23 protein-coding genes are annotated in these 24,618 nt (G+C 78.3%); 10 read left to right on the top strand and 13 right to left on the bottom strand.

Going from position 1 to position 24,618, the window contains the following annotated elements:
• Positions 1-20 precede the first annotated feature (20 nt).
• Entirely contained in the window at positions 21-419 is a 399-nt protein-coding gene (locus ACFO3M_RS05510) for an acyl-CoA thioesterase (protein WP_387987351.1), read from the top strand.
• On the opposite strand, the gene ACFO3M_RS05505 is transcribed toward ACFO3M_RS05510, so the two are convergent.
• The 5 genes from ACFO3M_RS05505 to ACFO3M_RS05485 all read right to left on the bottom strand — a co-directional run bounded on the left by ACFO3M_RS05505 (position 406) and on the right by ACFO3M_RS05485 (position 6,286).
• Positions 406-1,911: a cobyric acid synthase gene (locus ACFO3M_RS05505; RefSeq protein WP_387987349.1), complete on the bottom strand. Its 1,506-nt coding sequence runs from the start codon at positions 1,909-1,911 to the stop codon at positions 406-408. The two genes, ACFO3M_RS05510 and ACFO3M_RS05505, sit on opposite strands and share 14 nt — an antisense overlap.
• Positions 1,908-2,573 (bottom strand): lysophospholipid acyltransferase family protein, encoded by a 666-nt coding sequence (locus ACFO3M_RS05500; RefSeq protein WP_387987347.1) that lies wholly within the window; start codon positions 2,571-2,573, stop codon positions 1,908-1,910. The genes ACFO3M_RS05505 and ACFO3M_RS05500 overlap by 4 nt, the downstream gene beginning before the upstream one ends.
• A gap of 117 nt (positions 2,574-2,690) precedes the next feature.
• Positions 2,691-3,425: a GAF and ANTAR domain-containing protein gene (locus ACFO3M_RS05495; protein WP_387987345.1), complete on the bottom strand. Its 735-nt coding sequence runs from the start codon at positions 3,423-3,425 to the stop codon at positions 2,691-2,693.
• Between the two features lie 172 nt (positions 3,426-3,597).
• Positions 3,598-5,043: a MocR-like transcription factor YczR gene (gene yczR, locus ACFO3M_RS05490; RefSeq protein WP_387987343.1), complete on the bottom strand. Its 1,446-nt coding sequence runs from the start codon at positions 5,041-5,043 to the stop codon at positions 3,598-3,600.
• 265 nt (positions 5,044-5,308) lie between these two features.
• A complete protein-coding gene (locus ACFO3M_RS05485; protein ID WP_387987341.1) occupies positions 5,309-6,286 on the bottom strand; it encodes a cobalamin biosynthesis protein in 978 nt (325 codons plus the stop codon).
• A gap of 40 nt (positions 6,287-6,326) precedes the next feature.
• Here ACFO3M_RS05485 and def point away from each other — a divergent pair, with 40 nt between their 5' ends.
• From def to cobM, 3 genes are read left to right on the top strand one after another with little or no spacing between them, the layout of a single operon-like run.
• Entirely contained in the window at positions 6,327-6,884 is a 558-nt protein-coding gene (gene def, locus ACFO3M_RS05480) for a peptide deformylase (protein ID WP_387987339.1), read from the top strand.
• Positions 6,881-8,128 (top strand): precorrin-6y C5,15-methyltransferase (decarboxylating) subunit CbiE, encoded by a 1,248-nt coding sequence (cbiE, locus tag ACFO3M_RS05475; RefSeq protein ID WP_387987337.1) that lies wholly within the window; start codon positions 6,881-6,883, stop codon positions 8,126-8,128. The genes def and cbiE overlap by 4 nt, the downstream gene beginning before the upstream one ends.
• Before the next feature lie 40 nt (positions 8,129-8,168).
• Positions 8,169-8,915 carry a precorrin-4 C(11)-methyltransferase gene (gene cobM, locus ACFO3M_RS05470; protein WP_387987335.1) on the top strand — a complete coding sequence of 249 codons (747 nt, stop codon included), beginning with the start codon at positions 8,169-8,171 and terminating at the stop codon, positions 8,913-8,915.
• Here cobM and ACFO3M_RS05465 read toward each other — a convergent pair.
• Positions 8,906-9,988: a cobalt-precorrin-5B (C(1))-methyltransferase gene (locus ACFO3M_RS05465; RefSeq protein ID WP_387987333.1), complete on the bottom strand. Its 1,083-nt coding sequence runs from the start codon at positions 9,986-9,988 to the stop codon at positions 8,906-8,908. The two genes, cobM and ACFO3M_RS05465, sit on opposite strands and share 10 nt — an antisense overlap.
• A gap of 26 nt (positions 9,989-10,014) precedes the next feature.
• Between ACFO3M_RS05465 and ACFO3M_RS05460 the strand changes: the two genes are divergently transcribed.
• Positions 10,015-10,791: a cobalt-precorrin-6A reductase gene (locus ACFO3M_RS05460; protein WP_387987332.1), complete on the top strand. Its 777-nt coding sequence runs from the start codon at positions 10,015-10,017 to the stop codon at positions 10,789-10,791.
• Entirely contained in the window at positions 10,788-11,270 is a 483-nt protein-coding gene (locus ACFO3M_RS05455) for an FBP domain-containing protein (protein ID WP_387987511.1), read from the top strand. The genes ACFO3M_RS05460 and ACFO3M_RS05455 overlap by 4 nt, the downstream gene beginning before the upstream one ends.
• 9 nt (positions 11,271-11,279) lie before the next feature.
• Here the strand turns inward: ACFO3M_RS05455 and ACFO3M_RS05450 are convergent, their stop codons facing one another.
• Complete coding sequence (locus ACFO3M_RS05450) at positions 11,280-12,167, bottom strand: hypothetical protein (protein ID WP_387987331.1); 888 nt, start codon at positions 12,165-12,167, stop codon at positions 11,280-11,282.
• Positions 12,168-12,261: 94 nt separating this feature from the next.
• On the opposite strand from ACFO3M_RS05450, the gene ACFO3M_RS05445 reads away from it, so the two are divergent.
• Genes ACFO3M_RS05445 through ACFO3M_RS05435 form a run of 3 tightly spaced genes read left to right on the top strand, consistent with a single transcriptional unit; the run spans position 12,262 to position 16,246 of the window.
• The gene (locus ACFO3M_RS05445) at positions 12,262-12,921 is read left to right on the top strand and encodes an HAD hydrolase-like protein (RefSeq protein WP_387987329.1); all 660 of its coding nucleotides are present in this window, start codon (positions 12,262-12,264) and stop codon (positions 12,919-12,921) included.
• A gap of 29 nt (positions 12,922-12,950) precedes the next feature.
• On the top strand, positions 12,951-14,651 hold the full coding sequence (locus ACFO3M_RS05440) for a GTPase family protein (protein ID WP_387987327.1): 1,701 nt from the start codon (positions 12,951-12,953) through the stop codon (positions 14,649-14,651).
• On the top strand, positions 14,648-16,246 hold the full coding sequence (locus ACFO3M_RS05435) for a GTPase (protein ID WP_387987326.1): 1,599 nt from the start codon (positions 14,648-14,650) through the stop codon (positions 16,244-16,246). Before ACFO3M_RS05440 ends, ACFO3M_RS05435 begins: the two co-directional genes overlap by 4 nt.
• Here ACFO3M_RS05435 and ACFO3M_RS05430 read toward each other — a convergent pair.
• The 5 genes from ACFO3M_RS05430 to ACFO3M_RS05410 all read right to left on the bottom strand — a co-directional run bounded on the left by ACFO3M_RS05430 (position 16,243) and on the right by ACFO3M_RS05410 (position 22,243).
• Positions 16,243-17,199 (bottom strand): SDR family NAD(P)-dependent oxidoreductase, encoded by a 957-nt coding sequence (locus ACFO3M_RS05430; protein ID WP_387987324.1) that lies wholly within the window; start codon positions 17,197-17,199, stop codon positions 16,243-16,245. The two genes, ACFO3M_RS05435 and ACFO3M_RS05430, sit on opposite strands and share 4 nt — an antisense overlap.
• Positions 17,200-17,295: 96 nt before the next feature.
• The gene (locus ACFO3M_RS05425; RefSeq protein ID WP_387987322.1) at positions 17,296-18,798 is read right to left on the bottom strand and encodes an HNH endonuclease signature motif containing protein; all 1,503 of its coding nucleotides are present in this window, start codon (positions 18,796-18,798) and stop codon (positions 17,296-17,298) included.
• 66 nt (positions 18,799-18,864) lie between these two features.
• Positions 18,865-20,091, bottom strand: coding sequence for an MFS transporter (locus tag ACFO3M_RS05420; protein WP_387987320.1), 1,227 nt, complete (start codon positions 20,089-20,091; stop codon positions 18,865-18,867).
• Between the two features lie 38 nt (positions 20,092-20,129).
• On the bottom strand, positions 20,130-21,626 hold the full coding sequence (locus ACFO3M_RS05415) for a precorrin-2 C(20)-methyltransferase (RefSeq protein ID WP_387987318.1): 1,497 nt from the start codon (positions 21,624-21,626) through the stop codon (positions 20,130-20,132).
• Positions 21,623-22,243, bottom strand: a complete 621-nt coding sequence (locus tag ACFO3M_RS05410) for a precorrin-8X methylmutase (protein ID WP_387987316.1) — start codon at positions 22,241-22,243, stop codon at positions 21,623-21,625. Before ACFO3M_RS05410 ends, ACFO3M_RS05415 begins: the two co-directional genes overlap by 4 nt.
• A 43-nt stretch (positions 22,244-22,286) precedes the next feature.
• On the opposite strand from ACFO3M_RS05410, the gene ACFO3M_RS05405 reads away from it, so the two are divergent.
• Positions 22,287-23,477, top strand: coding sequence for a glucose-1-phosphate adenylyltransferase family protein (locus tag ACFO3M_RS05405; protein ID WP_387987314.1), 1,191 nt, complete (start codon positions 22,287-22,289; stop codon positions 23,475-23,477).
• Here the strand turns inward: ACFO3M_RS05405 and cobG are convergent.
• Positions 23,441-24,607, bottom strand: coding sequence for a precorrin-3B synthase (cobG, locus tag ACFO3M_RS05400; RefSeq protein ID WP_387987312.1), 1,167 nt, complete (start codon positions 24,605-24,607; stop codon positions 23,441-23,443). The genes ACFO3M_RS05405 and cobG overlap by 37 nt on opposite strands.
• Positions 24,608-24,618: the final 11 nt, after the last annotated feature.

Here is a 24,618-nt window from a genome sequence, read left to right as displayed (position 1 = left end):
GCCCCCGCTAGCGTCGCGCCGTGCCGGTCACGTGGAGCTCCCCGGTCCGTTTCGTCGAGTGCGACCAGCAGGGCGTCGTGTTCAACGCGCACTACCTCGTCTGGGCGGACGAGGCCTCCACCGCCTGGTGGGCGTCGATCGGGCTGCCGTGGGAGGAGATCGCCCCGCGGGTCGACCCGGTGGTCAAGGCCAGCGCCCTGGAGTGGTCGTCGTCGGCCCGGTGGGGCGACACGGTCGAGGTCGACGCGCAGGCCGAGCGGCTCGGGCGCACGAGCGTGACCGTGCGGTTCACCGTCCGCGTGGGGGAGCGGGTGTGCTGCGTCGTCCGCAACACCTACGTCGGCACCGCCGGGGGAGCGGCCACGCCGTGGCCCGACGACGTCCGGGAGCGGCTGGAGTCCGCGCTCAGCGCGGGCTGAGCGCGTCGCCGGGCGGCAGCAGCGGCAGGTCCGCCGGCGGACCCTCCTCGAGCAGCCGCCACAGCGCGTCGGTGTCGGCGTGCTCGGCCACCAGGTCGCCGAGCGCGTCCAGGCGCTGCTCGCGGACCGCGGCGAAGGACGTCTCCGGCGCCGGCGTGAACCGGCGGCCGGTGGCCCGGGCGACCTCGGCGAGGAAGGCACGGCGGAACCCGTCGTTCTCCAGCGCCCCGTGCCAGGTGGTGCCCCACACCGACCCGGCCCGGCCGCCGTCGAGGAACGGCTCGGCCCCGTCCCCGTAGGTCACCACGCCGTGGTGGATCTCGTAGCCGCGCACGGGGTGCCCCATCGCCTCCCCGGACGGGCGGCCCAGCGTCTTCTCCCGCGCGAACCGGACGTCGGCCGGCAGCAGCCCCAGCCCGGGCACGGTGCCCGCCCGCGACTCGACGTCGTCGGTGATCGTGCGGGCGAGCATCTGGTGCCCGCCGCAGATGCCGAGCACCGGCCGGCCCTCGGCGGCGCGGCGGGTCACCGCGTCGGCCAGCCCGGTGGCGCGCAGCCAGGCAAGGTCGGACACCGTCGCGCGGCTGCCGGGCAGCACCAGCAGGTCGGCGTCGGCGGCCTCCTCGGGGCGGGTGACGAACCGGACGAGGACGCCGGGCTCGGCGGCCAGCGCGTCGACGTCGGTGGAGTTCGACAGCCGCGGCAGCCGGGCGACGGCGACCCGCAGCACCTCCTCGCCGTGCGGCGGCCCGGCGGGGAGGACGCCGGTGGGGATGCCGAGGGAGTCCTCGACGTCGAGCGCCGCGCCGGGCAGCCAGGGCAGGACGCCGAGCGTCGGCCGGCCGGTGAGCGCGGTGAGCTGCTCGAGGCCGGGCCGCAGCAGCCGGACGTCGCCGCGGAACTTGTTGACCAGGAACCCGGCGACCAGCCGCTGGTCGGCCGGCGGCATGAGCGCGACGGTGCCGTAGAGGGCGGGGAAGACCCCGCCGCGGTCGATGTCGCCGACGACGACCACCGGCAGCCCGGCCGCGGTGGCCAGGCCCATGTTGGCGATGTCGTCGGCGCGCAGGTTGATCTCGGTGGGGGAGCCGGCCCCCTCGCAGACGACGACGTCGAAGCGGCTCCGCAGGTCGGCCAGGCAGGCCAGCGCCTGCTCCAGCAGCGCCGCCTTCATCGGCCGGTAGGACAGCGCGGTGACGTCGGCGACCGGCCGGCCGAGCACCACCACCTGGCTGGCGTCCTCGCCGCCGGGCTTGAGCAGCACGGGGTTCATCGCCGCCTCGGGCTCGACCCGCGCCGCGGCGGCCTGCATGACCTGCGCCCGCCCGATCTCGGCGCCGTCGGCGGTGACCACCGAGTTGTTGCTCATGTTCTGCGCCTTGAACGGCGCGACCCGCACGCCCTGGCGGGCCAGCCAGCGGCAGACGCCCGCCGTGACGACGGACTTGCCGGCGTCCGACGTCGTCCCGGCGACCAGCAGCCCCCCGCTCACGCGGCCGGGCGCGGGCTGCCCCAGCCCGCCTTCTCCTGCCCGGACATCCCGGCGATCGTCTCCATGATCCGGTCGGTGACCTCGCGGCGGACCCGGCCGTTGCGCGCCTGGCCGGCGTGCTCGGGGAAGGTCATCGGCTCGCCGAACTCGATCGAGAACCGGTGCGGCCGCGGCCAGCGGGCGCCGACCGGCTGGATCCGGTCGGTGCCGACGACGGCCACCGGCACCACGGGGCAGCCGGCCGTGAGCGCCAGCCACGCGACGCCGGTCTTGCCGCGCGCGAGCCGGCCGTCGCGGGAGCGGGTGCCCTCGGGGTAGATGCCGAAGCCCTCACCGGCGCGCAGCACGCCGAGGGCGGTGTCCAGCGCCTCCTGCGCCGCGCGGGAGGCCTTCCGCTCCACGGGCATCGCGCCCAGCGCCGTGAACAGGGTGCGGGTGAACCAGCCGCCGAGGCCGCGGCCGGTGAAGTACTCGTCCTTGGCCAGGTACCGGACGCGGCGCGGTGCCGACAGGGGGATGACCATGCTGTCGATGAACGACAGGTGGTTGCTGGCGATGATGAACGCGCCGGTGGCCGGCACGTGCTGCCGCCCGGTGACCCGCGGCCGGAACACGACCCGGAACAGCGGCCGTAGCAGGAACCGCGCGAGCAGGTAGAACACGCCGTCCGCCCCCTCCCAGGGACCGGGGCCGGCGTCTGCCCGCCGGCCCGGACCCCGGGCATCCTCCCCTGACGCCCGCGCGGTCCGGGAGGCAGGGCCGCGCGGGCGGGGCGGGGGTCAGCGCTCGACGCGTCCCGGGGGCGGGCAGGCGTCGCGCAGGATCGCGCGCACCTCGGGCGCCAGGGGCCGCGCCCCCGAGGCGGAGGCGACGAGGTCGAGGGCGACGTCGCGGACCTTGCGGTGGACGTGGCTGGAGATGTGCGCCAGCAGGTCGAAGGCCACCTGGTCGCCGCACCCGGTGAGGAGCATGAGCACGCCCTTGGCCTGCTCGATCGGCGCCCGGCTGGCCATCGCCGTGCGCAGCTGGGCGACCTCGGTCTCCAGGGCCGCGACGCGGTCCTCGGCCGACGGCACCACCGGCCGGGGGGCCTCGACCATCAGGCCCTCGACCGCGACCACCCGGCCGTCGTCGTCCGACCGCGGCTCGCCGACGAAGACGACGGGCCGGTGGCCGTCGCCGGACCGCAGCCGGACCTCCAGGCAGAAGGCCTGCGCCCCGGTGACCGCCGCGGAGAGGGCGTCGATGGTCCGCGCCCGGTCGTCGGGGTGCTGGGCGGCGACGAGCACCTCGGTGGAGGGGCCGGGGCCGTCGTCGGGGAGGCCGTGCAGGGCGGCCATCTCCGCCGACCACCACCAGTCCCCGCTGGCGCGGTCGTAGCGCCAGTGGCCGGCGACGGCGGTGCGCCGCCCGGGCAGGGGTGGGGGGGCGGGGGGACGGGGGAGGGGCGGAGGGGTCGTCCGGGCGGCCGGTGGGCGGTGCTTGGAGGCGACACGCGACTGCGTCGACGTCATGGCGGGCTCCGAGAGGACGCGCCGGGTGGGGGGCCCGGCGAGAGCGCCGCACAGCCGGCTGTTCGACCATCTGCGGATCGCCGGGGGAGTTCCCGGCCGCTCGGGGACCTCCATGACGGTAGTCCCCCGGGACCGGGGGCGCACGACCGTCGGACGACCGGTCCGGTGCGTGTCACACCACCGTGAGGGGCCGCACCGGGTGCCGCACCACCGGATCGCGGCGCAGGGCGGCGTCGACGGCGGCGAGGCCGGCGACGGCGCTGCGCAGGTCCGCCGCGGGGAGGGTGAACGGCACCCGCAGGTGGTCGTCGAAGGCGGTGCCGGTGCCGAACGCGCGGCCCTCGGCGAGCAGCAGACCGAGCGGGGCGGCGGCGGCCGCCAGCGCCGCGGAGCTCGTGCCCGGTGGGAGCGTGCACCAGACCGACAGGCCGCCGCGCGGGGGCGCCGCGGTCCACGCCGGCAGCCGGGCCGCCAGCTCGGCCAGCAGCACCTCCCGGCGCTCGCGCAGCAGCGCCCGCCGCTGCTCCAGGACCGCGTCGAGGTCCCGCACCAGGGTCGCCGCGGCCAGCTGGTCGAGCAGGCCCACCGAGAGCTGGCGGCGGCCGAGGGCGGCGCCGAGCGAGCCGGCGAGGGCGGCGTCGGTCCGCAGCCAGCCGACCCGCAGCCCGCCCCACACCGCCTTGGACAGCCCGCCGACGGTGATCGTCGCGGCGTCGGGCAGGCCCGCGGCGTACGGGGGCAGCGGCCCGTCGTCGAGGTGCAGCTCCGCGGTGACCTCGTCGACGACGGTCAGCACGCTCTGCTGCCACAGCGTCGCGGCCAGGCGGCGGCGCCCGGCGGCGGACAGCCGGGCGCCGCTGGGGTTGGAGAAGTCGGGCATCAGGAAGGCCATCCGCGGGCTGCTCTGCCGGACGGCGATGTGCGCGGCGCCGACTACCGCGTCGGGGTCGGCGGCGTCCACGGCGACCGGGACGCACCGGCCGCCGGCGGTGGTGACCAGGCCCAGCGCCCCCGGGTAGGTGGGGTGCTCGACCAGCACGCGGTCGCCGGGCTGCAGCAGCGTCTCGAACACCAGCGCGGTCGCGTCGCCGGTGCCCGCGGTGACCACCACCTGCTCGGGGTCGGTGGGCAGGCCGCGGGCGGTGTACCGGTCGGCGATCGCCGCGCGCAGCTCCGGCAGCCCGCCCGGCGCGTAGCCGTGGCCGGCGACGACGGCGGGCAGCCGCTCCAGCGCCTCCCGGTAGGCGGGCAGCAGCTGCGGCGCCGCCTCGGGCGCCGCGTGCGCGAGGTCGAGCACGCCCGGGTCGGTGGTCGGGGCGGTCCACACCGGGTCGGCCGCGGGCGCCTCGACGACGGTGCCCGCGCCGTGCCGCGTGCTCGCGTGCCCCTCCTCGCGCAGCAGCCGGTAGGCCGAGGCGACGGTCACCCGGCTGACCGCGAGCGCGGCCGCGAGGTCGCGCTCGGCCGGCAGCCGGGTGCCCGGCGCGAGCTGCCCGAGGGCCGCCAGCTCGCGGATGCGCCGGGCCAGCGCGGCGTACCGCGGGCCCGGCAGGTCACCCAGTGGCCCGACCAGCCCGGCCAGCTCGGGAGCAGTGGACTGATCCGCGCTCGGTGGCATGCAGGCCACCATGCCGGATTGGACCGCTTCCGTCCAGGCCCGATGGTGCCACTGTCCTGTCCATGACCCCTGGTGCCGTCCTCGTCCTGCTGTTCCTGCTGGCCCTCGCCGCCCTGGCGGTGGGCACGCTGGTGGTCGCCGTCCGCGGCGGCCGCGGCCCGGCCGACCCGCCGGCCAGCCACCTCCGCGTCGACCCGTCCGGCTTCCCCGTGCCGTCGGCGCCGCGTGGCGCCCTGCACGGGCGCGGGCCGCGGACCCGGTCCCCTCAGCGGCCGCGGGCCGCCCTGGCCACGGCCGTCCTGCCCACGGCCGTCCTGCCCACGGCCGCGGCGGCCGCGGCGGCCACCCACACCGCGCGCGAGAGGCGCACCGCCCGCGCGACGTCGCTGCTGGCCGGCGCCGCCCCGTCGCCCAGCACCGGCCGGTCCTCCACCCGGCTGCCGTAGACGTTGCGCCCGCCCAGCCGCAGTCCCAGGGCGCCGGCCGCCGCGGCCTCGCAGCGGCCGGCGTTGGGGCTGGGGTGGGCGGCGCCGTCGCGGCGCCACACCCGCAGCGCCCCGCCCGCCGACCCGCCGGCGAGCGGGGCGCAGGCCACGGTCAGCGCCGCGGTGAGCCGGGCGGGCAGCCAGTTGGCGACGTCGTCGGCGCGGGCGGCGGCCCAGCCGAACCGGGCGTGCCGCGGGGACCGGTGGCCGACCATCGCGTCGAGGGTGTTGACCGCGCGGTACCCCAGCAGCCCGGGCAGCCCGGCCAGCGCGCCCCACACCAGCGGCGCGACGGCGGCGTCGGAGGTGTTCTCCGCGACCGACTCGACGGTGGCCCGGGCCAGCTCCGCCTCGTCGAGGGTCGAGGGGTCCCGCCCGGCGAGCGTGGGCAGCAGCGCCCGCGCCGCGGGCAGGTCGCCGGACTCCAGCGCGCCGGCCATCGCGGTCGCCGCCCGGCCCAGCGAGGTGCCGCCCAGCACCGCCCACGCGGTGGCGGCCGCGGCCGCGGTGCGCGCCGCCGACCGGCCCCGGGTGGCGCGGTCCACCGCGGCCCCCAGCCCGGCCGCGCCCGCCACGAGCACCGCCGCGTACCCCGCACCCGCCGCGCGGGAGTCCCGCCAGACCCGCCGCTCCAGTGCGGCGGCGACCGTGCCGAACCCGGCCACCGGGTGACGCCGCGCGGGATCGGCGAGCAGCACGTCGGCGGCCGCGCCGAGCGCCAGGCCGAGGGCGGTGGGGACGTCTCGGCGGTGCGGCACGGTGCCCATCCTGCCGAGGGCGCTTCCTAGGATCGCGGCCATGCGCCTGCCCGGCCGTTACGACGGCGTCGCCCGGCCGATCGTCACCTACGGCAGCAACGAGGTGCTGCACCGCCCGACCGCCCCGGTCACCGAGTTCGACGAGCGGCTGCGGCGGCTGGTCCTCGACATGTTCGCCTCGATGCGCGAGGCCGACGGGGTGGGGCTGGCGGCCAACCAGATCGGCGTCGACGCGCGGGTGTTCGTCATCGACTGCCCGGACGCCGACGGCGAGGACGTCGTCGGCTACGTCGTCAACCCGCGGCTCACGCTGCTCGAGCCGACCGGCGGCGAGCCGGCCGAGGAGGTCACTGAGGAGGGCTGCCTGTCGGTGCCCGGGCCCTACGCCGAGCTCGCCCGCGCCTTCCGCGCCCGGGTCGACGGCGTCGACGTGAAGGGGGAGCCGGTCTCCATCGAGGCCACCGGCATGGCCGCGCGCTGCCTGCAGCACGAGGTCGACCACCTCGACGGCGTCGTCTACGTGGACCGGCTGCCGGAGGAGCTGCGCGAGAAGCTGCTCGCCGAGGCCGCCGGGCCCGAGGGCGAGCTGCCGGCGTGAGCGGGGTCCGGCAGGCGGACGCGGTGGAGGAGGCCGCGACGACCCCGATCGTCGTCGTCGGCATCGGCGCGGACGGCTGGGACGGGCTGGCCCCGACCTCGCGCGCCGAGGTCGAGCGGGCCGAGGTGCTGCTCGGCAGCTCCCGCCAGCTCGACCTGGTCCCGGAGGAGGTCCCCGCCGAGCGGGTGCCCTGGCCCTCGCCGCTCACCGAGGCGCTGCCCGGGCTGGTCGAGGAGCACGCCGGCCGCGCGCTGGTGGTGCTGGCCAGCGGCGACCCGATGCTGTCGGGCATCGGCACCACGCTGACCCGGCTGCTGGGCGCCGAGCGGGTGCGGGTGCTGCCGGCGCCGTCGTCGGTGTCGCTGGCCTGCGCGCGGCTGGGCTGGGCGGTCGAGGACACCGAGGTGGTCAGCCTGGTCGGCCGGCCGATCGAGCTGCTGCACCCGCACGTGCAGCCCGGCCGGCGGCTGCTGGTGCTCGGCTCCGACGGCGAGACGCCGGCGCAGGTGGCCGCGCTGCTGGCCGGCCGCGGCTACGGGCAGAGCCTGGTCACCGTGCTCGGCGGGCTCGGCGGCCCGGACGAGGAGGTGCGCACCGGCACCGCGGCCACCTGGTCGCAGCCGGCGCCGGCGCTGGTCGTCACCGCCGTCGAGTGCCGGGCCGACCGCGGCACCATGCCGCTGCCCACCACCCCGGGCCTGCCCGACGGCGCCTACGAGTCCGACGGGCAGCTGACCAGGTCGGAGGTCCGCGCGATCACGCTCGCCCGGCTGGCCGCCGTCCCCGGGCAGCTGCTGTGGGACGTCGGGGCCGGCGCCGGGTCGATCGGCATCGAGTGGATGCGCGCGCACCCGACCTGCCGCGCCGTCGCGGTGGAGGCATCGGCCGAGCGGGCCGAGCGGATCGCCCGCAACGCCGGGCGCCTCGGCGTCCCGTACCTGCGGGTGGTGCACGGGCACGCGCCGGACGTCCTCTCCCGGCTGGGCGCCCCGGACGCGGTGTTCATCGGCGGCGGGCTCACCACGCCGCTGCTGGTCGAGACCTGCTGGGACGCGCTGCCGGTGGGCGGCCGCATGGTGGCCAACGCGGTCACGGTCGAGAGCGAGGCGGTGCTCGCCCAGTGGCACGCGCGGGTCGGCGGGGAGCTGGTGCGGGTCGGGGTGCAGCGCGCCGAGCCGGTCGGGTCGTTCACCGGCTGGAAGCCCGCGATGCCCGTGACGATCTGGTCGGTGACCCGCTGGTGACCGGAGCCTGTTCCGCCGTTCGCGCGCGAAGGGCGAATCCGTGACCGTCCACTTCATCGGGGCCGGGCCCGGGGCCGCGGACCTCGTCACGCTGCGGGCGGCGCGGATCATCGCCAGCGCCCCGGTCTGCCTCTACGCCGGCGCCCTGGTGCCCCGCGAGCTGCTCGACACCGCCCCGCCCGGCGCCCGGCTGGTCGACACCGCCGACCTCGACCTGGACCGGATCACCGCCGAGCTGGTGGCCGCGCACGAGGCCGGCCACGACGTCGCCCGGCTGCACTCCGGCGACCCGTCGGTCTACAGCGCCGTGGCCGAGCAGATGCGCCGGCTCGACGCCGCGGGGGTGCCCTACGACGTCGTCCCGGGGGTGCCCGCGTTCGCCGCCGCGGCCGCCGCGCTCAAGCGGGAGCTCACCGTGCCCGGCGTCGGGCAGACCGTCGTCCTCACCCGCACCAGCGCGCGGTCCACGCCGATGCCGCCGGGGGAGGAGCTGGCCGCCTACGCCGCCACCGGCGCCACGCTCGTGCTGCACCTGGCCGTGCAGCGGATGGCCGAGCTCGCGCCGCAGCTGGCCGAGCACTACGGCGCCGACGGCCCGGTCGCCGTCGTGGCCCGGGCCAGCCGCGACGACGAGCTGGTGCTGCGCGGCACGCTCGCCGACATCGCCGGGCAGGTCGAGGCCGCGGGCGTCAGGCGGACCGCGGTCGTGGTCGTGGGCCCGGTGCTCACCGCGGAGCAGTTCCCCGACAGCCACCTCTACTCGACGACGAGATGCCGTCAGGCCTGACCCACCACCGCGCCGGCGCGGTCGACCACCACGACGTCGACCGCGACCGGGGCTCCCCGCAGCACCCCCAGGGCCGTCTCCCGGGCGCCCGCGGCCACCAGGTCGCCCAGCGGCAGCCCGGCCGCCTGGCACTGCCGCAGCGCGTCGAGCGCGGTGTTCGCCCCGCGCACGCCCGCGACCAGCTCCGCGGAGCCGCCCGCGGCCGCCACCCGCGCGGCCAGCGAGTCGAAGGAGACCTGCGAGCGGCCCGAGTGCAGGTCGAGGTGGCCGTCGGCGAGCTTGGCCAGCTTGCCGATGCCGCCGGCCACGGTCAGCCGCGGCACCGGGTGGCGGCGCAGGTACTTGAGCACGGCGCCGGCGAAGTCGCCCATGTCGAGCAGGGCGTCCTCGGGCAGGCCGTAGAGCTCCTGCACCGTCCGCTCGCTGGTGGAGCCGGTGCACCCGGCCACGTGCTCGTGCCCGGCGGCCCGGGCGACGTCGATGCCGCGGCGGATCGAGTCGATCCACGACGAGCAGGAGTACGGCACGACGACGCCGGTCGTGCCGAGCACCGACAGCCCGCCGACGATGCCCAGCCGCGGGTTCCACGTCCTCCGCGCCAGCTCGGCGCCGTTCTCGATGGACACCTCGACGACGACGTCGCCGCTGCCGCCGTGCCGCGACGCCACCGCCGCGACGTGCTCGCGGATGAACTGCCGCGGCATCGGGTTGATCGCCGGCTCGCCGACCGCCAGCGGCAGCCCGGGCTTGGTCACGGTGCCCACGCCCTCGCCGGCGCGGAAGACCACCCCGCTGCCCGGCTCGCCGTGCGACACCCGCGCGCTCACCAGCGCGCCGTGGGTGACGTCGGGGTCGTCGCCGGCGTCCTTGACGATCCCGGCGGTGGCCGCGCCGGGATCGAGCGACTCGCGGGCCAGCGCGAACGAGGGGTGCCGGTCGTTCGGCAGGTCGATGGTCACCGGGTCGGGGAACTCGCCGGTGAGCAGCGCGGTGTAGGCCGCGGTGGTGGCCGCCGTCGCGCACGCGCCGGTGGTCCAGCCGTGCCGCAGCCCGGAGGCGCCGTCCCTGCTCACCGGCCCATGATCCCCGGCGGCGCGGCGTGAGCGGGCGGGTGCTGGTCCTCGGCGGCACCGGCGAGGCGCGGCGGCTGGCCGCGGCCCTGGTCGAGCGCGGGGTCGACGTCCTGTCCAGCCTCGCCGGGCGGGTGGCCGACCCGGTGCTGCCCGCAGGCGGCGTGCGGGTCGGCGGCTTCGGCGGCGCCGACGGGCTGGCCGACTGGCTGGCCACGCACCGGCCGCGGGCCGTCGTCGACGCGACCCACCCGTTCGCCGCCCGGATCACCGCGAACGCGGCGGCCGCGGCGCGGCGGCAGGGCGTGCCGCTGCTGCGGCTGCAGCGGCCGGGCTGGACGCCGGGGCCTGCGGACCGGTGGACGTACGTGGACTCCCTGGCCGACGCGGCCGCGGCGGTCCGGGACGCCGGCACCGTCTTCCTCACCACCGGCCGGCAGGGCGTCGGCGCGTTCGCGGCGCTGCCCGGGCGGGTGCTGGTGCGCTCGGTCGACCCGCCGGACGAGCCGCTGCCCGCGGGCGCGGTGCTGCTGCTGGCCCGCGGCCCGTTCACGGTCGAGGAGGAGGTCGCGCTGCTGCGCGAGCACGGCGTCGACGTCGTCGTGACCAAGGACTCCGGCGGGCACATGACCGAGGCCAAGCTGGTCGCCGCCCGGCGGCTCGGGCTGCCGGTGGTGCTGGTCCGCCGCCCGCCGCTGCCCCCCGGGGTCGACGTCGTGGCCACCGTCGAGGAGGCGGTGGAGTGGCTAAATGCGTTGAGACGTGACGGTGCCGGAACGGAGGATGGCCCCTCGTGGAACCGATGACCGAGCAGCAGGTGCGGCGCTCCTTCGTCAACTGCTCGAAGGGCGAGGCCAACTCCGCCACCCTCCCGCGCGACCTCGCCGACCTGCCGTGGGACGAGCTCGAGGTGCTCGGCTGGCGCGACCCGAAGGCGCCGCTGCGCGGCTACCTCGTCGTCCAGCGGGAGGGGCAGCCGGTCGGCATCGCGCTGCGCGCCGCGGAGTCGCGGATGTCGGCGCGCCGGACCGTCATGTGCCTGCTGTGCCAGTCCACCCACTCCGGCGACGCCGTCTCGCTGTTCACCGCGCGCCGCGCCGGCGAGGCCGGCCGCAACGGGAACACCGTGGGCACCTACGTGTGCGCCGACCTCGGCTGCGCCGCCCGCGCCCGCACCGAGATCCCGCCGTGGCTGCGCGACCGCGACCCGGCCGAGGTGGGCGAGGAGCGGGTCGCCGAGCTGCGGGAGCGGGTGCAGACCTTCCTGGACGCCGTCACCGGCTGACCCGGCGCGTCAGCGTCCCGCGGGGCCGGCGCCGGGGTGCCGGTCGCGGTCGGCCCTCGCCGCGGCGCGGTCGCGGGCGGCCCGCTCCCGGTCGGCGCGGGCGCCCTCGCGGTCCCGGGCCGCCGCCCTGCGGTCCTCCTCCGCCGCCCGGCGGTCGGCGGCGTCGGCCGCCCGGTCGGCCTCGGCCCGCGCCCGGTCGTCCTCGGCCTGGGCGCGGTAGCTCTCGGCGACCTGGGCGTCGATGGCCCGCTGGTGCTCCCGCCGCTCGGACGGCACCCCGCCGGCCGAGGCGGCCGCCCGCTGGCGCCAGCGCTCCTGCTCGGCCCGGCGCAGGTCGGCGGCCGACTCCCGGCGCTCGGCGGCGGCGGCCCGCTCCGCTGCCCGCTGGTCACGCTCGGCGGCCACCTCGTCGCGCTGTCGCGCCGCCTCCTCGCGGAGCAGCGCCGCCTCCTCCCATCGGCGGGTCGCCTGGTCGCGGCGACCGGCGGCGTCCTCCCGCGCCCGGTCGGCGGCCCTCCGCGCCCGCTCGGCGTGCGCCGTGTCCGTGTCCCCGGGGGTGGTGACCGCGTCCCCGGGTGTGGTGGCCGCCGGCCACCGGACGGCCCGGTCCCGCTCGTGGTCGACGGCCCGCAGCGCCGCCGCGGCCTCGCGCAGGTACCCCTGCGCGTCCTCGACGCGGCCCCTGCGCAGGGCTCGTTCGGCGAGGGCGAGATGGGTGGCGGCGACGGCGTGCTCGGTCGTGGCCATCGCCTCGGCGCCCTGCACCAGCCGCTCCTGCAGCCGCCGGACGTCCTGCTGGAGGCGCTGGGAGGCATCCTCGGTGTGGCGGCCGTGCGGAACGCGCGCCGGCCGGTCCGGCGCGCCCTCGTCGGCGGTCCGCCCCCCGGACCCGTCCATGCGCGACAGCGTCGTCCGGGGGGAGGCTGCGGACAAGGGCGCCGGGTACCACGCCCTCGACCGGGAACCCCGACCGACCGGAGGCGCAGGTTCCGTGCCCGACGACCCCCGCCTTGTCCTGTTCGACCTCGACGGCACGCTGGTCGACTCGACGCCGGGCATCGCCGCCTCGGTGCGGGTGGCCGCGGCCGAGCTGGGCCTGCCCGAGCCGACGCCGGCGCAGCTGCGCGACATGGTCGGCCCGCCGCTGCAGGACGGCTTCGCCACGGTGCTCGGGGTCCCGCCCGCCGACGTCGACCGCGCGGTGGCCGCCTACCGGGCGCACTACACGGCCGGCGCGCTGCTCGACGTCGCCGTGTACGACGGGATCCCGGAGCTGCTGGCGACCCTCCGCGACGGCGGGGCGACCCTCGCCGTCGCGACCAGCAAACCCGAGGTGTTCGCCGTGCGGGTGCTCGAGGCGACCGGCCTGCGCGCGGCGTTCGCGAGCGTGCACGGCGCCACCCTCGACGGCGCCGTGCGGCACAAGGACCAGGTGGTCGCCGCCGCGCTGGGCGCGCACCCCGCCGCGCGGCCGGCCGTGCTCGTCGGCGACCGCGCGCAGGACGTGCTGGGCGCGGCGGCGCACGGGCTGGCGTGCGTGGGCGCGGGCTGGGGACCGGGCGGTCCGGGCGAGCTGGAGGGGGCCGGCGCGGCCGTCGTCGTCGCGACGCCGGGGGAGGTGCCGGCCGCGCTCGCGGCGCTCGACGGGTAGCGGACCGCCGTCCGGGCTAGTTACCCGAGGTGACCGGGGCCGTTCCGCTGACCGATGCGCTGCAGGAGCTGCGCGACGCCGTCGCCGCGGCGCCGCTCGGCCTGGCCACCCCCGCGCGGGAGGCGACCGCGCGCACCGCCCGGGCGGTGGTCGACCAGGTCGACGACTACCTGCTGCCCCGGCTGCGCGACCTCGACGCCCCGCTGCTGGCCGTCGTCGGCGGCTCGACGGGCGCGGGCAAGTCCACGCTGGTCAACAGCGTGCTCGGCGCGCGGGTGACCACGCCCGGCGTGCTCCGGCCGACCACCCGCGCCCCCGTGCTGGTCTGCTCGCCGGCCGACGTGCCGGCGTTCTCCGGCGACCGCGTGCTCCCCGGCCTGCCGCGCACGACCGGCGAGGGCGACGTCGTCGGCGGGCTGCGCCTGGTCCCGAGCGAGGCGCTGCCGGCCGGGCTCGCGCTCGTCGACGCCCCCGACGTCGACTCGGTGGTGGAGACCAACCGCGACCTCGCCGGGCAGCTGCTGTCGGCGGCGGACCTGTGGGTCTTCGTGACGACGGCGGCCCGCTACGCCGACGCCGTCCCGTGGGACCTGCTGCGCACGGCGCAGGAGCGCGGCACCGCGCTGGCGGTCGTGCTGGACCGGGTGCCGCCCGAGGCGGTGAGCGAGGTGGCCGCCGACCTCGCCGGGATGCTGCAGCGCGGCGGCCTGGGGACGGCGCGGCTGTTCGTGGTGGAGGAGCGGCCGCTGCGCGACGGCTTCCTGCCCGAGGAGCAGGTGGCGCCGCTGCGCGACTGGCTGCGCGGGCTGGCGGCCGACCAGGAGCAGCGCGCCGCCGTCGTGCGGCAGACGCTCGCCGGGGCGCTGGAGAGCCTCGACGGGCGGGTGGCCGCGGTCGCCGACGGGGTGGACGAGCAGGCCGCGGCGGCGGCCGCCCTCGCCGACGCCGCCGACGCGGCCTACGGCGCGGCGCGGCAGGCGGTCGCCGAGGGCGTGGGCAACGGCAGCCTGCTGCGCGGCGAGGTGCTGGCCCGCTGGCAGGACTTCGTGGGCACCGGCGAGTGGATGCGCTCGCTGCAGAACCGGGTGGGCCGGCTGCGCGACCGGCTGGGCGCCGCGCTCACCGGCCGCCCGACGTCGACGGACTCGCTGCACGGCGCCCTGGAGTCGGGCGTGGAGACGCTGCTGCGCGCGGAGGCCGGCCGTGCCGCCGACCGCACGGTGACGGCGTGGCGCTCGCTGCCCGGCGGGCCGGCGCTCGTCGCCGGGCGCGAGGAGGAGCTCGGGGCGGAGTCGCCGGACTTCGCGCCCGCGGCCGCCGACGAGGTGCGCGACTGGCAGGGCCACGTGCTCGACCTGGTGCGCGAGGAGGGCGCGGGCAAGCGCTCGCAGGCGCGGCTGCTGTCGTGGGGCGTGAACGGGGCCGGCGCGGTGGTGATGGTCGCCGTGTTCGCCTCGACGGCGGGGTTGTCGGGTGCGGAGCTCGCCGTCGCCGGCGGGACGACGGCGCTCGGGCAGCGGGTGCTCGAGGCGGTGTTCGGCGACGCCGCGGTGCGCTCGCTGGCCGCCCGGGCCCGCGCCGACCTCGACGCCCGCGCCGACCGGCTGCTGGCCGCCGAGCAGGACCGCTTCGAGGAGCTGCTCGCCGTCGCCGCGGACGCCCCCGCCGCGGCGGAGGAGCTGCGCTCGGCCGTCGCCACGCTGGCCGCGGCCCGGGGAGCCGCCGCGTGAGGGGCCGCGGGCCGTCGCTGGCCGACCGGCTGGCCGCGCTGCGCGAGGCGGTGGAGGTCGCCGACGGGCGGCTGGAGGTGCCCGAGGTGGGCACGGCGCGGTCGCTGCTGGCCAAGGCCGGGGCCCGCGAGGCGCTGGGCGACGCGACCGTCGTCGCGCTCGCGGGGGCCACCGGCAGCGGCAAGTCCACGCTGTTCAACGCGCTGTCCGGGGCGGAGGTGAGCACACCCGGCGTGCGGCGGCCGACCACCGGCGTCGCGCACGCCAGCGTCTGGGGGGACCCCTCCACCGGAGCGCACGGCGCCGACCGGTTGCTCGACTGGCTGGAGGTGCCGCGGCGGCACCGGGTCGCCGACCCCGACCCCGCGCTCGACGGCCTGGTGCTGCTGGACCTGCCCGACCACGACAGCGTGCGGCTGGAGAACCGGCTGGAGGTCGACCGGCTGGTGCAGCTGGTCGACGTCCTGGTGTGGGTGCTGGACCCGCAGAAGTACGCCGACGACGCCGTCCACACCCGGTACCTCGCGCCGCTGGCCGGGCACGCGGGCGTGCTGCTGGTGGTGCTCAACCAGGTGGACCGGCTCGACGAGGCGGCGGTCGCCGCGTGCCTGGCCGACCTGCGCCGGCTGCTCGACGAGGAGGGCCTGGCCGGGGTGCCGGTGCTGCCCACCGCGGCGCCCAGCGGCCTGGGCCTGCCGCAGCTGCGGGCCGAGCTGGGCCGCCGCGTGGGCGCCCGCAAGGCCGCCACCGACCGGCTGACCGCGGACGCGCGGGGCGCCGCCTCGGCCCTGGCCGCCCACTGTGCCCCCGACGCCGGCCGCGACCGCGGGCCGGACCGGGCGGCGCGGGAGGAGCTCACCGGGGCGCTCGCCGACGCCGCGGGGGTGCCGGCGGTGGCCGCCGCGGTCGAGCGCTCGGCGCGCCGCAGCGGCGTGGCGCACACCGGCTGGCCGGTGCTGCGGTGGACGTCGAAGCTGCGGGCCGATCCGCTGGGCCGGCTCAACCTGGGGGACGAGCGGTCGCGGACCTCGCTGCCGCAGGCGGGCGCGGTGCAGCGGGCCGGGATGGACGCCGCGTTGCGCCGGGCCCGCGACGAGGCCGGCCGCGGGCTGCCGCCGGCCTGGCGCGACGAGCTGCGCCGCACGTCGGAGGACACGGAGGAGCGGCTGCCCGACCGGCTCGACCGCGCCGTCGCCGGCACCGACCTCGGCCCCGACCGGACGCCGCTCTGGCAGCGCGCGGCCGGGGGCCTGCAGTGGCTGCTGGCGCTCACCGCGCTGGTGGGCGCGCTGTGGCTGCTCGCGCTGGCCGGCCTCGGGCTGCTGCAGCTCGACGACGTCCTCCCGCTGCCACGGGTGCAGGGCATCCCGCTGCCCACGCTGCTGCTGGCCGGCGGGCTGCTCGCCGGGCTGCTGCTCGCGCTGCTGTGCCGGCCGCTCGTGGCGGCGGGCGCCAGACGCCGGGCGCGGACGGCGCGGCGCCGGCTCACCGCCCGGGTGGCGGAGGTGGCCGACGAGGAGGTGCTGGCGCCGCTGGCGGAGGCGCGCGCCGACCACGACCGGTTCTGCGCCGCGGTGGGGCGGGCGGCCTCCTAGCGGCGGGTGGCGGCCCAGACCGCCGCACCGGCCAGCCCGGCGGTGCCCGCCACGACCCGTCCCCGGCGGCGCTGCGGACCTCCCCAGTCCCCGCGCACCAGCGCCGGTCCGGGGGAGGGGGCGAACAGGGCGCCGTCGGTGGGGCCGTCCGGACGGCCGGCGCGCAGCAGGTGGCGCCCGAGCACGCGGGCGGTCAGCCGGCCGACCCGGTCGGGAGCCAGCGGGTAGGCGGCGGCGAGGACGTTCTGCAGGCCGGGGCGTACCGACCGCCGCGGGTCGGCGAGCAGGCCTGCGATCCGCTCGGCCACCCGCTCGGGGCGCATGACGGGCGGCAGTGGCCGCAGCGTGCGACCGGTGCGGTTGCCCGAGGCCCGGGCGGTGGGGGTGTCGGTGAAGGGTGGGTGGACGGCGCAGACGGCGATCCTCGAGCGGATCCGCAGCTCGTGCCGCAGCGCCTCGGTCAGCCCCGCGACCCCGTACTTGGCGGCGGTGTAGGTGGCCGCCCACGGGGTCGGTACCCGTCCGGCGATCGACCCCACGTTGACGATCACGGCGGGACCGCCGGAGGCCAGCATCCGCGGGACGGCGGCCGCGCAGCCGTGCAGGACACCGAGCAGGTCGACCTCGAGCAGCCGCCTCTGCGTGGCCAGCGGGATCTCCTCGAAGGGCCCCCACAGGCTGGTGCCGGCGACGTTGGCCCAGCCGTCGATCCGGCCGAAGCGCTCGACGGCGGCGCCGGCCAGGCGCTCGACCTGGCCGGGGTCGGTCACGTCGGTCGGGACGGTCAGCACCTCGGCGCCCAGGGCGGTGCACTGCGCGGCGGCCTCCGCCAGCCGGTCGGCGCCCCGGGCGGCCAGCACCAGCCGCGCTCCGCGCTCGGCGAGCAGGCGTGCGGTGGCCAGCCCGATGCCGCTCGACCCACCGGTGACCACGACGACCGGACCGCTGCCCATGCCGTCCCGGTACCCGGATGTGCCCGGGGCAGGCGGTCATCCAGGGGGTCGGCTCGTCGCGGGGCGGGGCGAGCGGCATCGGGCTGGTCCTTCGGATCAGAACGGTGGCGGATCGTCGTCCGGGTGGGCCGGTGACGGTGGTCCGGGATCGGCCGGTGGTGGACCGGGTTCGGTCGGGGGCGGTCGCAGGCCCGGTGGCCGGGTGGTGCGGGTGATCCCGGACCGCGTGGTGACGGTGAGGGTCCCGTCGGCGCTCATGTGGAAGCGCCAGCCCGTCGCGAAGGTCTTGAGGCGGTGGTGGCTGCGGCAGAGACAGCACAGGTTGGCGCAGTCGGTGGCGCCGCCGGCGGCGTGGGGGACGACGTGGTCGGTGTCGGCCCAGCCGACGCGCTGGCCGCAGGTGGGGAAGCGGCAGGTGCGGTCGCGGGTGTGCACGAACGCCTGCTGCGGCGCGGAGGGCGTGTAGGCGTCGGTCGCGTCCGGGCGGTCCAGCAGCGCACAGTCGCAGTCGGTGTCGGGGTGGTCGGGGCAGCCGGTGCGGGCGAGCCGGCGTAACCGGTTCAGCGTGGTCGTCGCCCGCAGCGTGCCGTCGTCGTCGACCAGCGCCAGGGTGACCGACCCGCCTTCGGGCGCCCGGACGCCGAGCGCGTCCAGTTGCTGCAGGAGCTCGCGCAGGTGGGCGGCGGTGATCGGCAGCCCGTTCACCGCACCCGCCTCGCCTCTGCGGCCGGTCAGCGCGGCGAGGGTGGCGATGACCTGCAGATGCGCGGTCACCGGCGGGCGGCCGGTCTCCCACGGGCGCTGCAGCAGATCGGCGAGGACCAGGGTGCGCAGCTGCCCGATCGGCCGCTCGTCCCCGTCGGCCTTCAGCATCCGCGCCAGCTCGTCGACCACTGCCTCACAGGCGGCGGCCACGTCAGTCGGTAGCTCGGCGGTCAGCGTGGCCATGCCGTCGCGGGGGGAGGGGTGGATGCGCACGTCGGCGTGCCGCTCGGCCTGTGCGCGGCGCTCGTCGACCGCGGCGGCGTCGAGCTCGAGCAGCAGCTCCAGCGCGCGCTTCTTCAGCTTCCCCACTGTGAGCGAGGCCGCCTCGGGCAGCACGGCCGCCTCGACGCGGCGGGCGAGGGCGAGGTCGGTGTGCTCGAGCACGTCGACCAGCGCCTTGGCGCGGGCCTCGTCCAGCCGCCCGGCGGCCAGCGCCGCCCAGGTGCCGGGCAGGTGCGAGCGGTACGTCCAGGCCCGGTGGGCGAGGTGGGAGGCGGTGCCGCGGCCGACGTTCAGCACCACCGCCAGCTCCGCGGTGAAGAACTCCGAGACACCCGGCAGCTCGGGATCCGGCGCCCAGGAGCCCGTCCGGACGCCGGGGGCGCCCGGCGCGGGATCGTCGTCGGCCGGGGAGTCGTCGGCCAGGCCCAGGACGAGCTCCGCCTCGTAGGCGGCGGCCATCGCCTTGAGCGCCTGCACCCGTTCGAGCTCGGCGGCCTTCTGCTCCCGGGTCAGCAGGCTCACCGGCAGCCGCGGCAGCCGCACCGGCCGGTGCAGGACCGCGTCGACGAGCGCGCGCTCGATGAGCGACCCGGGACCGGCGACCTCCCGCACACCCCGCACGCTAGGAGAGGGGTACGACGGTTCCCGCTGGTCAGAGGGGAGTCGAGGGTGTGACCCTCAGGCGGCCAGCGGCTGCGACGGCTCGTCGGCGGGCACGGTCGCCGGGGTGCGCCGGTGCGACAGCCGCAGGCCGGCCGCCGCGCCCAGCGCCAGCACGATCACCACGGCGCCGTAGACCACCGCGGTCAGCCGCAGCCCGACCACGCCCGAGGCGATGCCCGCGACGATCGCCGGGATGCTGAACGCCAGGTAGCCGACGACGAAGACGCTCGACAGCAGCCCCGCGCGGTGGCCGGGCTCGACGCCCGCCGTCACGGTGGCCACGGTGCCGAGGAAGGCGGCGCCGAAGCCCAGGCCGGCCAGCCCGGACGCCACGAAGAACAGCCACAGCGTCCCGGTGACCAGAGCGACCAGCAGGCCCGCGACGGCGGCCGCGAACACGACGCAGCCCCCGCCCATCGCCCGGCGGGGCGGCACGTCCCGGGCGAGCACGCCACCGACGGCGGCGGCGCCCTGCATGCAGAGGATGAGCAGGCTGCCGACGAGGTGGTCGGCCACGCCGAACACACCGGCGGTCAGCGACGGTCCCAGCGACAGCACCAGCCCGCCCATCGCCCAGAGCGCGACCAGGCAGGGGACCCCGACGGCGAACGCGCGCCGCTGTGGCCGCGGCACCTCCACCCGCGGGCGCAGCGAGGCCAGCGCCCCGGGCACGCGCGGGGAGGTCTCGGGCAGCAGCCAGGCGAGGGCCGCGCCGAGCACGAAGGCCACGGTCAGCACGCCGAACACCCACGGCGTCGGCTCCGCGATCCCCTCGATGGCCAGGCCCGCGCCCACCGCGCCCAGCGACAGCCCGAGGCCCGGCGAGACGCTGTTGAGCAGCGCGCCCAGCGGGCGCGCCGAGGGGCGCTGCAGGTCGAGCAGCGCCGCGCCGAGCGACCCGGTCAGCGCGCCGGTCGACAGCCCCTGCAGCGTGCGCGCGGCCAGCAGCCAGCCCACGCCGTCGGCGGCGAGGAAGACCGCCATCGCGACCGCCTGCAGCAGCAGCCCGGCGGCGAGCACCGGCCGCCGGCCCACGTGGTCGGACAGGCTGCCGACCACCAGCAGCGCGGCGAGCAGCGCGAAGGCGTAGATGCCGAACACCAGCGTCAGGACGCCGGCGCCGAAGCCGAACTGCTCCTGGTAGACGCGGTACAGCGGCGACGGCACGCCGGAGGCGGCCAGCACCAGCACGAGGAGTCCGGCCACCGACCAGAACGCGACCGGGCGGGGGAGGCGGGGCACGACAGTTGCCAAGGCCACCGATCCGGCCGGCATTCCCGTCAGGACGGGTAGCGGCGCGGCGTGTAGACCTGCCCGGCCGGCGTCACCCGCGTCTGCGAGGACCCGACCAGCAGCAGGCAGCGCATGTCCACCGTCTCCGGGTCCAGGTCGCGCAGCGTCGTCACCCGGACCTCCTCCTCCGGCCCGCCGACGTCCCGGCCGACGACGACCACCGTCTCCGGCTCGCGCACCTCGCGCAGCGCGTCGAGCGCCTTGGCCAGCTGGTGCGGGCGCGCCTTGGACCGCGGGTTGTACAGCGCCAGCACCAGGTCGGCCGCCGCCGCGGAGCGCAGCCGGTCGAGGACGACGTCGAGCGGCTTGAGCACGTCGGAGAGGCTGATGACGGCGAAGTCGTGCCCGAGCGGCGCGCCGACCCGCGACGCGACCGCCTGCGCGGCGGTCAGCCCGGGCAGCACCCGCACGCGGACGCCGGCGTGCTCGGGCCGGGCGGCCACCTCGAGCACCGCGGCGGCCATGGCGAACACGCCCGGGTCGCCGCTGGAGACCACCGCGACCCGCCGTCCGGACCGGGCCAGCTCCAGCGCGTGCGCGGCCCGCTCGGCCTCCACCCGGTTGTCGCTGGGGTGGCGGGTCTGCCGCGGGTTGGCCGGCACCCGGTCCAGGTAGGGGCCGTAGCCGACCAGGTCGTCGGCGGCGGCGAGCGCGTCGGCCACCTCGGGGGTGGTCCAGCCGCGGGCGCCGGGGCCGAGGCCGACGACGACCACCTCGCCGGTCCGCGGGGCGGCGTCCGGGAGGTCCGCGGGGGCGGGCGTGGTCCCGGTGAGCGGCGAGGGCAGCAGCGCCAGGGAGAAGTACGGGACGGTCGCGGGGTCGACGTCGGCCAGCGGCATCGTCCGCTGGCGGTCGGTGGTGGCCCGCTCGACGTAGAGCGCGCGGTCGAGCACGCCGGCGGCCTCGAACGCCTCGCGGACCCGGCCGAACGTCCGGCCGAGCTTCACCACCGCGGCGGAGTCGGTGGTGGCCAGCCACTCGGCGAGCTCGTCGGCGGGCAGCGTGCCCGGCAGCACGGTGAGCACCTCGTCCCGCTCCACCAGCGGCCGCCCGACGACCGCCGCGGCGCCGCTGACGCTGGTCACGCCGGGCACCACCTCGGTCGGGTAGCGGTGGGCGAGCCGCTTGTGCATGTGCATGTAGGAGCCGTAGAAGAACGGGTCCCCCTCGGCGAGCACGACGACGTCGCGGCCGGCGTCGAGGTGCGCGGCCAGCCGGGCCGCGGCGGCCTCGTAGAACTCGTCGATCGCGCCCTGGTAGCCGCCGGGGTGGTCGGTGCCCTCGGTGGTGACCGGGTAGACCAGCAGCTCCTCGACCTGCCCCTCCCGCAGGTAGGGGGCGGCGAGCGCGCGGGCGACCGAGCGGCCGTGCTGCGCGGCGTGGAAGGCGACGACGTCGGCGGCGGCGATCAGCCGGGCGGCCTTGACGGTGACCAGCTCGGGGTCGCCGGGGCCCAGCCCGACCCCGTACAGGCGCCCGCTCACTCGACGTCGCTCGCGATCGCGTTGACCGCCGCCGCGGCCATGGCGCTGCCGCCCCGCCGGCCGCGGACCACGAGGAACGGCAGGTCGGAGGCGGCGAGGGCCTCCTTGGACTCGGCCGCGCCGATGAAGCCGACCGGGATGCCGAGGACGGCGGCCGGGCGGGGGGCGCCGGCGGCGACCATCTCGAGCAGGTGGAACAGCGCGGTGGGCGCGTTGCCGACGGCGACGACGGCGCCGTCGAGCCGGTCGCGCCACAGCTCCAGCGCGGCGGCGGTGCGGGTGGTGCCGAGCTCCGCGGCCAGCGCCGGCACGCGCGGGTCGCCGAGGGTGCAGACGACGTCGTTGTCCTTCAGCAGCCGCCGGCGGGTGACGCCGGAGGCGACCATCCGCGCGTCGCACAGGACGGGAGCGCCGGCGTCGAGGGCCTCCCGGGCGAGCCGGACGACGTCGGGGCTCGCGGCGACGTCGGCGGCCAGGTCGACCTGGCCGCAGGCGTGGATCATCCGGACGACCACCCGCGCGAGGTCCTCGGGCAGGCCGGCGAGGTCCGCCTCGGCGCGGATCGTCGCGAACGACCGCCGGTAGATCTCGGCGCCGTCCTTCTCGTACTCGTACATCGGGCAGGAGGCTACGTCGCGCACGGAGCGGGTAGCCGGGGGCATGGCCCTTCCCCGCCTCCTCGTCCTCGTCCTCGCCGGTGGTGCCGGTGGGCGCCTGCAGCTGCTCACCGAGCACCGCGCCAAGCCCGCCGTCCCGTTCGCCGGGGTGTACCGGCTGATCGACTTCCCGCTGAGCAACTGCGAGCACTCCGGCATCCCCGACGTCTGGGTGTCGATCCAGCAGCACCCGGCCTCGCTGGCCGACCACCTCGCCAACGGCCGGCCCTGGGACCTCGACCGCACGACCGGCGGGCTGATGACCCTCCCGCCGTTCCAGGGCACCGAGCGCGGCGGGTGGAACACGGGGACGGCGAACTCGCTGTGGCGGCAGGCCGAGCTGATCCGCCAGTTCGGCCCCGAGGCGCTGGTCGTGGTCAGCGCGGACGCCGTCTACGAGCTCGACTACCGCGAGGTCGCCGAGGCGCACCTGCAGTCCGGCGCGGAGGTGACGATGGTGACCACCGAGGTCGCCGCCGACGACGCCGCCCGCTACGGCATCGTGGAGGTCGACGGCGACCGGGTGACCGGCTACGCCTACAAGCCCGACGAGCCGGCGACGACCACCGCCACCAACGAGGTCTTCGTCTTCGACCCCGGGCCCACGCTCGACCGGCTGGAGCAGCTGCGGTCGGAGGTCGGCGAGGAGGGCCTCGAGGACCTCGGCACCCACCTGCTGCCGGCGCAGACCCGCGACGGCGGCGCGCGGGCGCACCCGCTCAAGGGCTACTGGCGGGACGTCGGCACCGTCCCGGCGTACTGGGAGGCGCACCAGGAGTTCCTGTCGGAGGAGCCGCCGATCGACCTCGACGCCCCCGGCTGGCCGATCCACACCCGCGGCGGCCGGCACAGCGCCGCCCGGGTCCTCGACGACGGCCAGATCGAGAACAGCCTGCTGTCGGGCGGCACCCGGGTGTCCGGCAACGTGCGCGGGTCGGTCATCTCCCCGGGCGTCGTGGTCGAGGCCGGGGCGACCGTCGTCGACTCCGTCCTGCTGCCCGGCGTGCGGGTGCGCTCCGGCGCGACGGTGACCCGCGCGGTGGTCGACGACCGCGTCGACGTCGGCAGCGGCGCCACGATCGGCGGCGACGGCGACGTCACGCTGGTCGGCCGCGCGGTGTCCGTCCCCGAGGGCACCGAGGTCTCCGCCGGGGCCCGCTACCCGGACCCCGAGGAGGACCGGCCGACGCGGTAGCCGTCGACGGTCGCGACGACGTCGAGGACCTCGCCGCGGGGGCGGCCGCAGCGGCGCTCGCAGCCGGCCCAGTGCACGCGGGCGCCCTCCGGCACGGTCCCGGACGCGACCGCCGCGGCGGCGTCGGCCCGGACGTCGGCCCGCGACCTCGCGCACCCGGGCCGGCCGGCGCACGCGGTGACCCGCGCCCAGGGGCTGTCGGCGTCGAACACCACGCCGGTCCGGTACAGGTAGACGGCGGCGTCGTCCACGCGGTCCTCGGCCAGGTCGGGCACGACGACGCTGCGCCACGGGGTCAGCTGCACCTCGCCGGTCAGCGACGCGAGCAGGTCGGCCTGGTCGGCGGAGAGCCGGCCGAGCGGGACGACGCCGACGAGCGCGGTCCGCCCGTCGGCCTGGGTCTCCGCGCCGACCGGGCCGGCGTCCACCGCGGCCGGGACGGCGGCCACCGCGGCCGGGGTGCCGCCCAGCCGCGCGGCGACGCGCGCGGGCCCGTCGTCGAGCTCGGTCAGCCGCTGGCCGGTGCCGTCCTGCGCGGCGCGCTCGGCGAGGAAGGCGCGGGTGGCGGCGAGCAGCAGGCCGACGGCGTCGTCCGGCGCGGCGCGCAGCCCGCTGTCCGCCCCGCCGAGCAGCAGCGCGACCGAGGACGGCGACAGCGCCAGCAGGCCGACGTCGCCGCCGAGCCCGGACACGTCGCCGCGGCCGTCGTCGAGCGTGGCCAGGTAGCGGCCCGGCAGCGCGGCGAGGGCGGGGTCGGCGCACAGGCCGGCGTCGAGCGCGGCCACCCACGGCCGGGCGTCGAGCAGCCCGCCGGCGCGGCCGGTCAGCGCGCTGGCCAGCACGTTGCGCACCCGCTCGTGCGTCTCGCTGGGCAGCAGGCCCACGCCGGCGAGCCGGTCGCCGAGCTCCCGCGCGGCGCCGGCGGCCAGCCCGCGCAGCTGCAGGTTGCCCCGGCTGGTCATCTCCAGGGCGCCGTCGCCGAGGTCGCGCGCGGCGGCGGCGAGCACCCGCAGCTGGGCGGCGGTGAGCAGGCCGCCGGGCACCCGCACGCGGGCGAGCTCGCCGTCGGCGGCGGGGTGCGTCTGCAGCGCGCCGGGGCAGGCGTCGGCGCGCGGTCGGGAGGAGGTCATCGCGCCCGCGA

The sequence above is a fragment of the Geodermatophilus arenarius genome (assembly GCF_042654585.1).
Taxonomy (GTDB): Bacteria; Actinomycetota; Actinomycetes; order Mycobacteriales; family Geodermatophilaceae; genus Geodermatophilus; species Geodermatophilus arenarius.
This window is presented reverse-complemented; position numbering and strand designations above follow the sequence as displayed.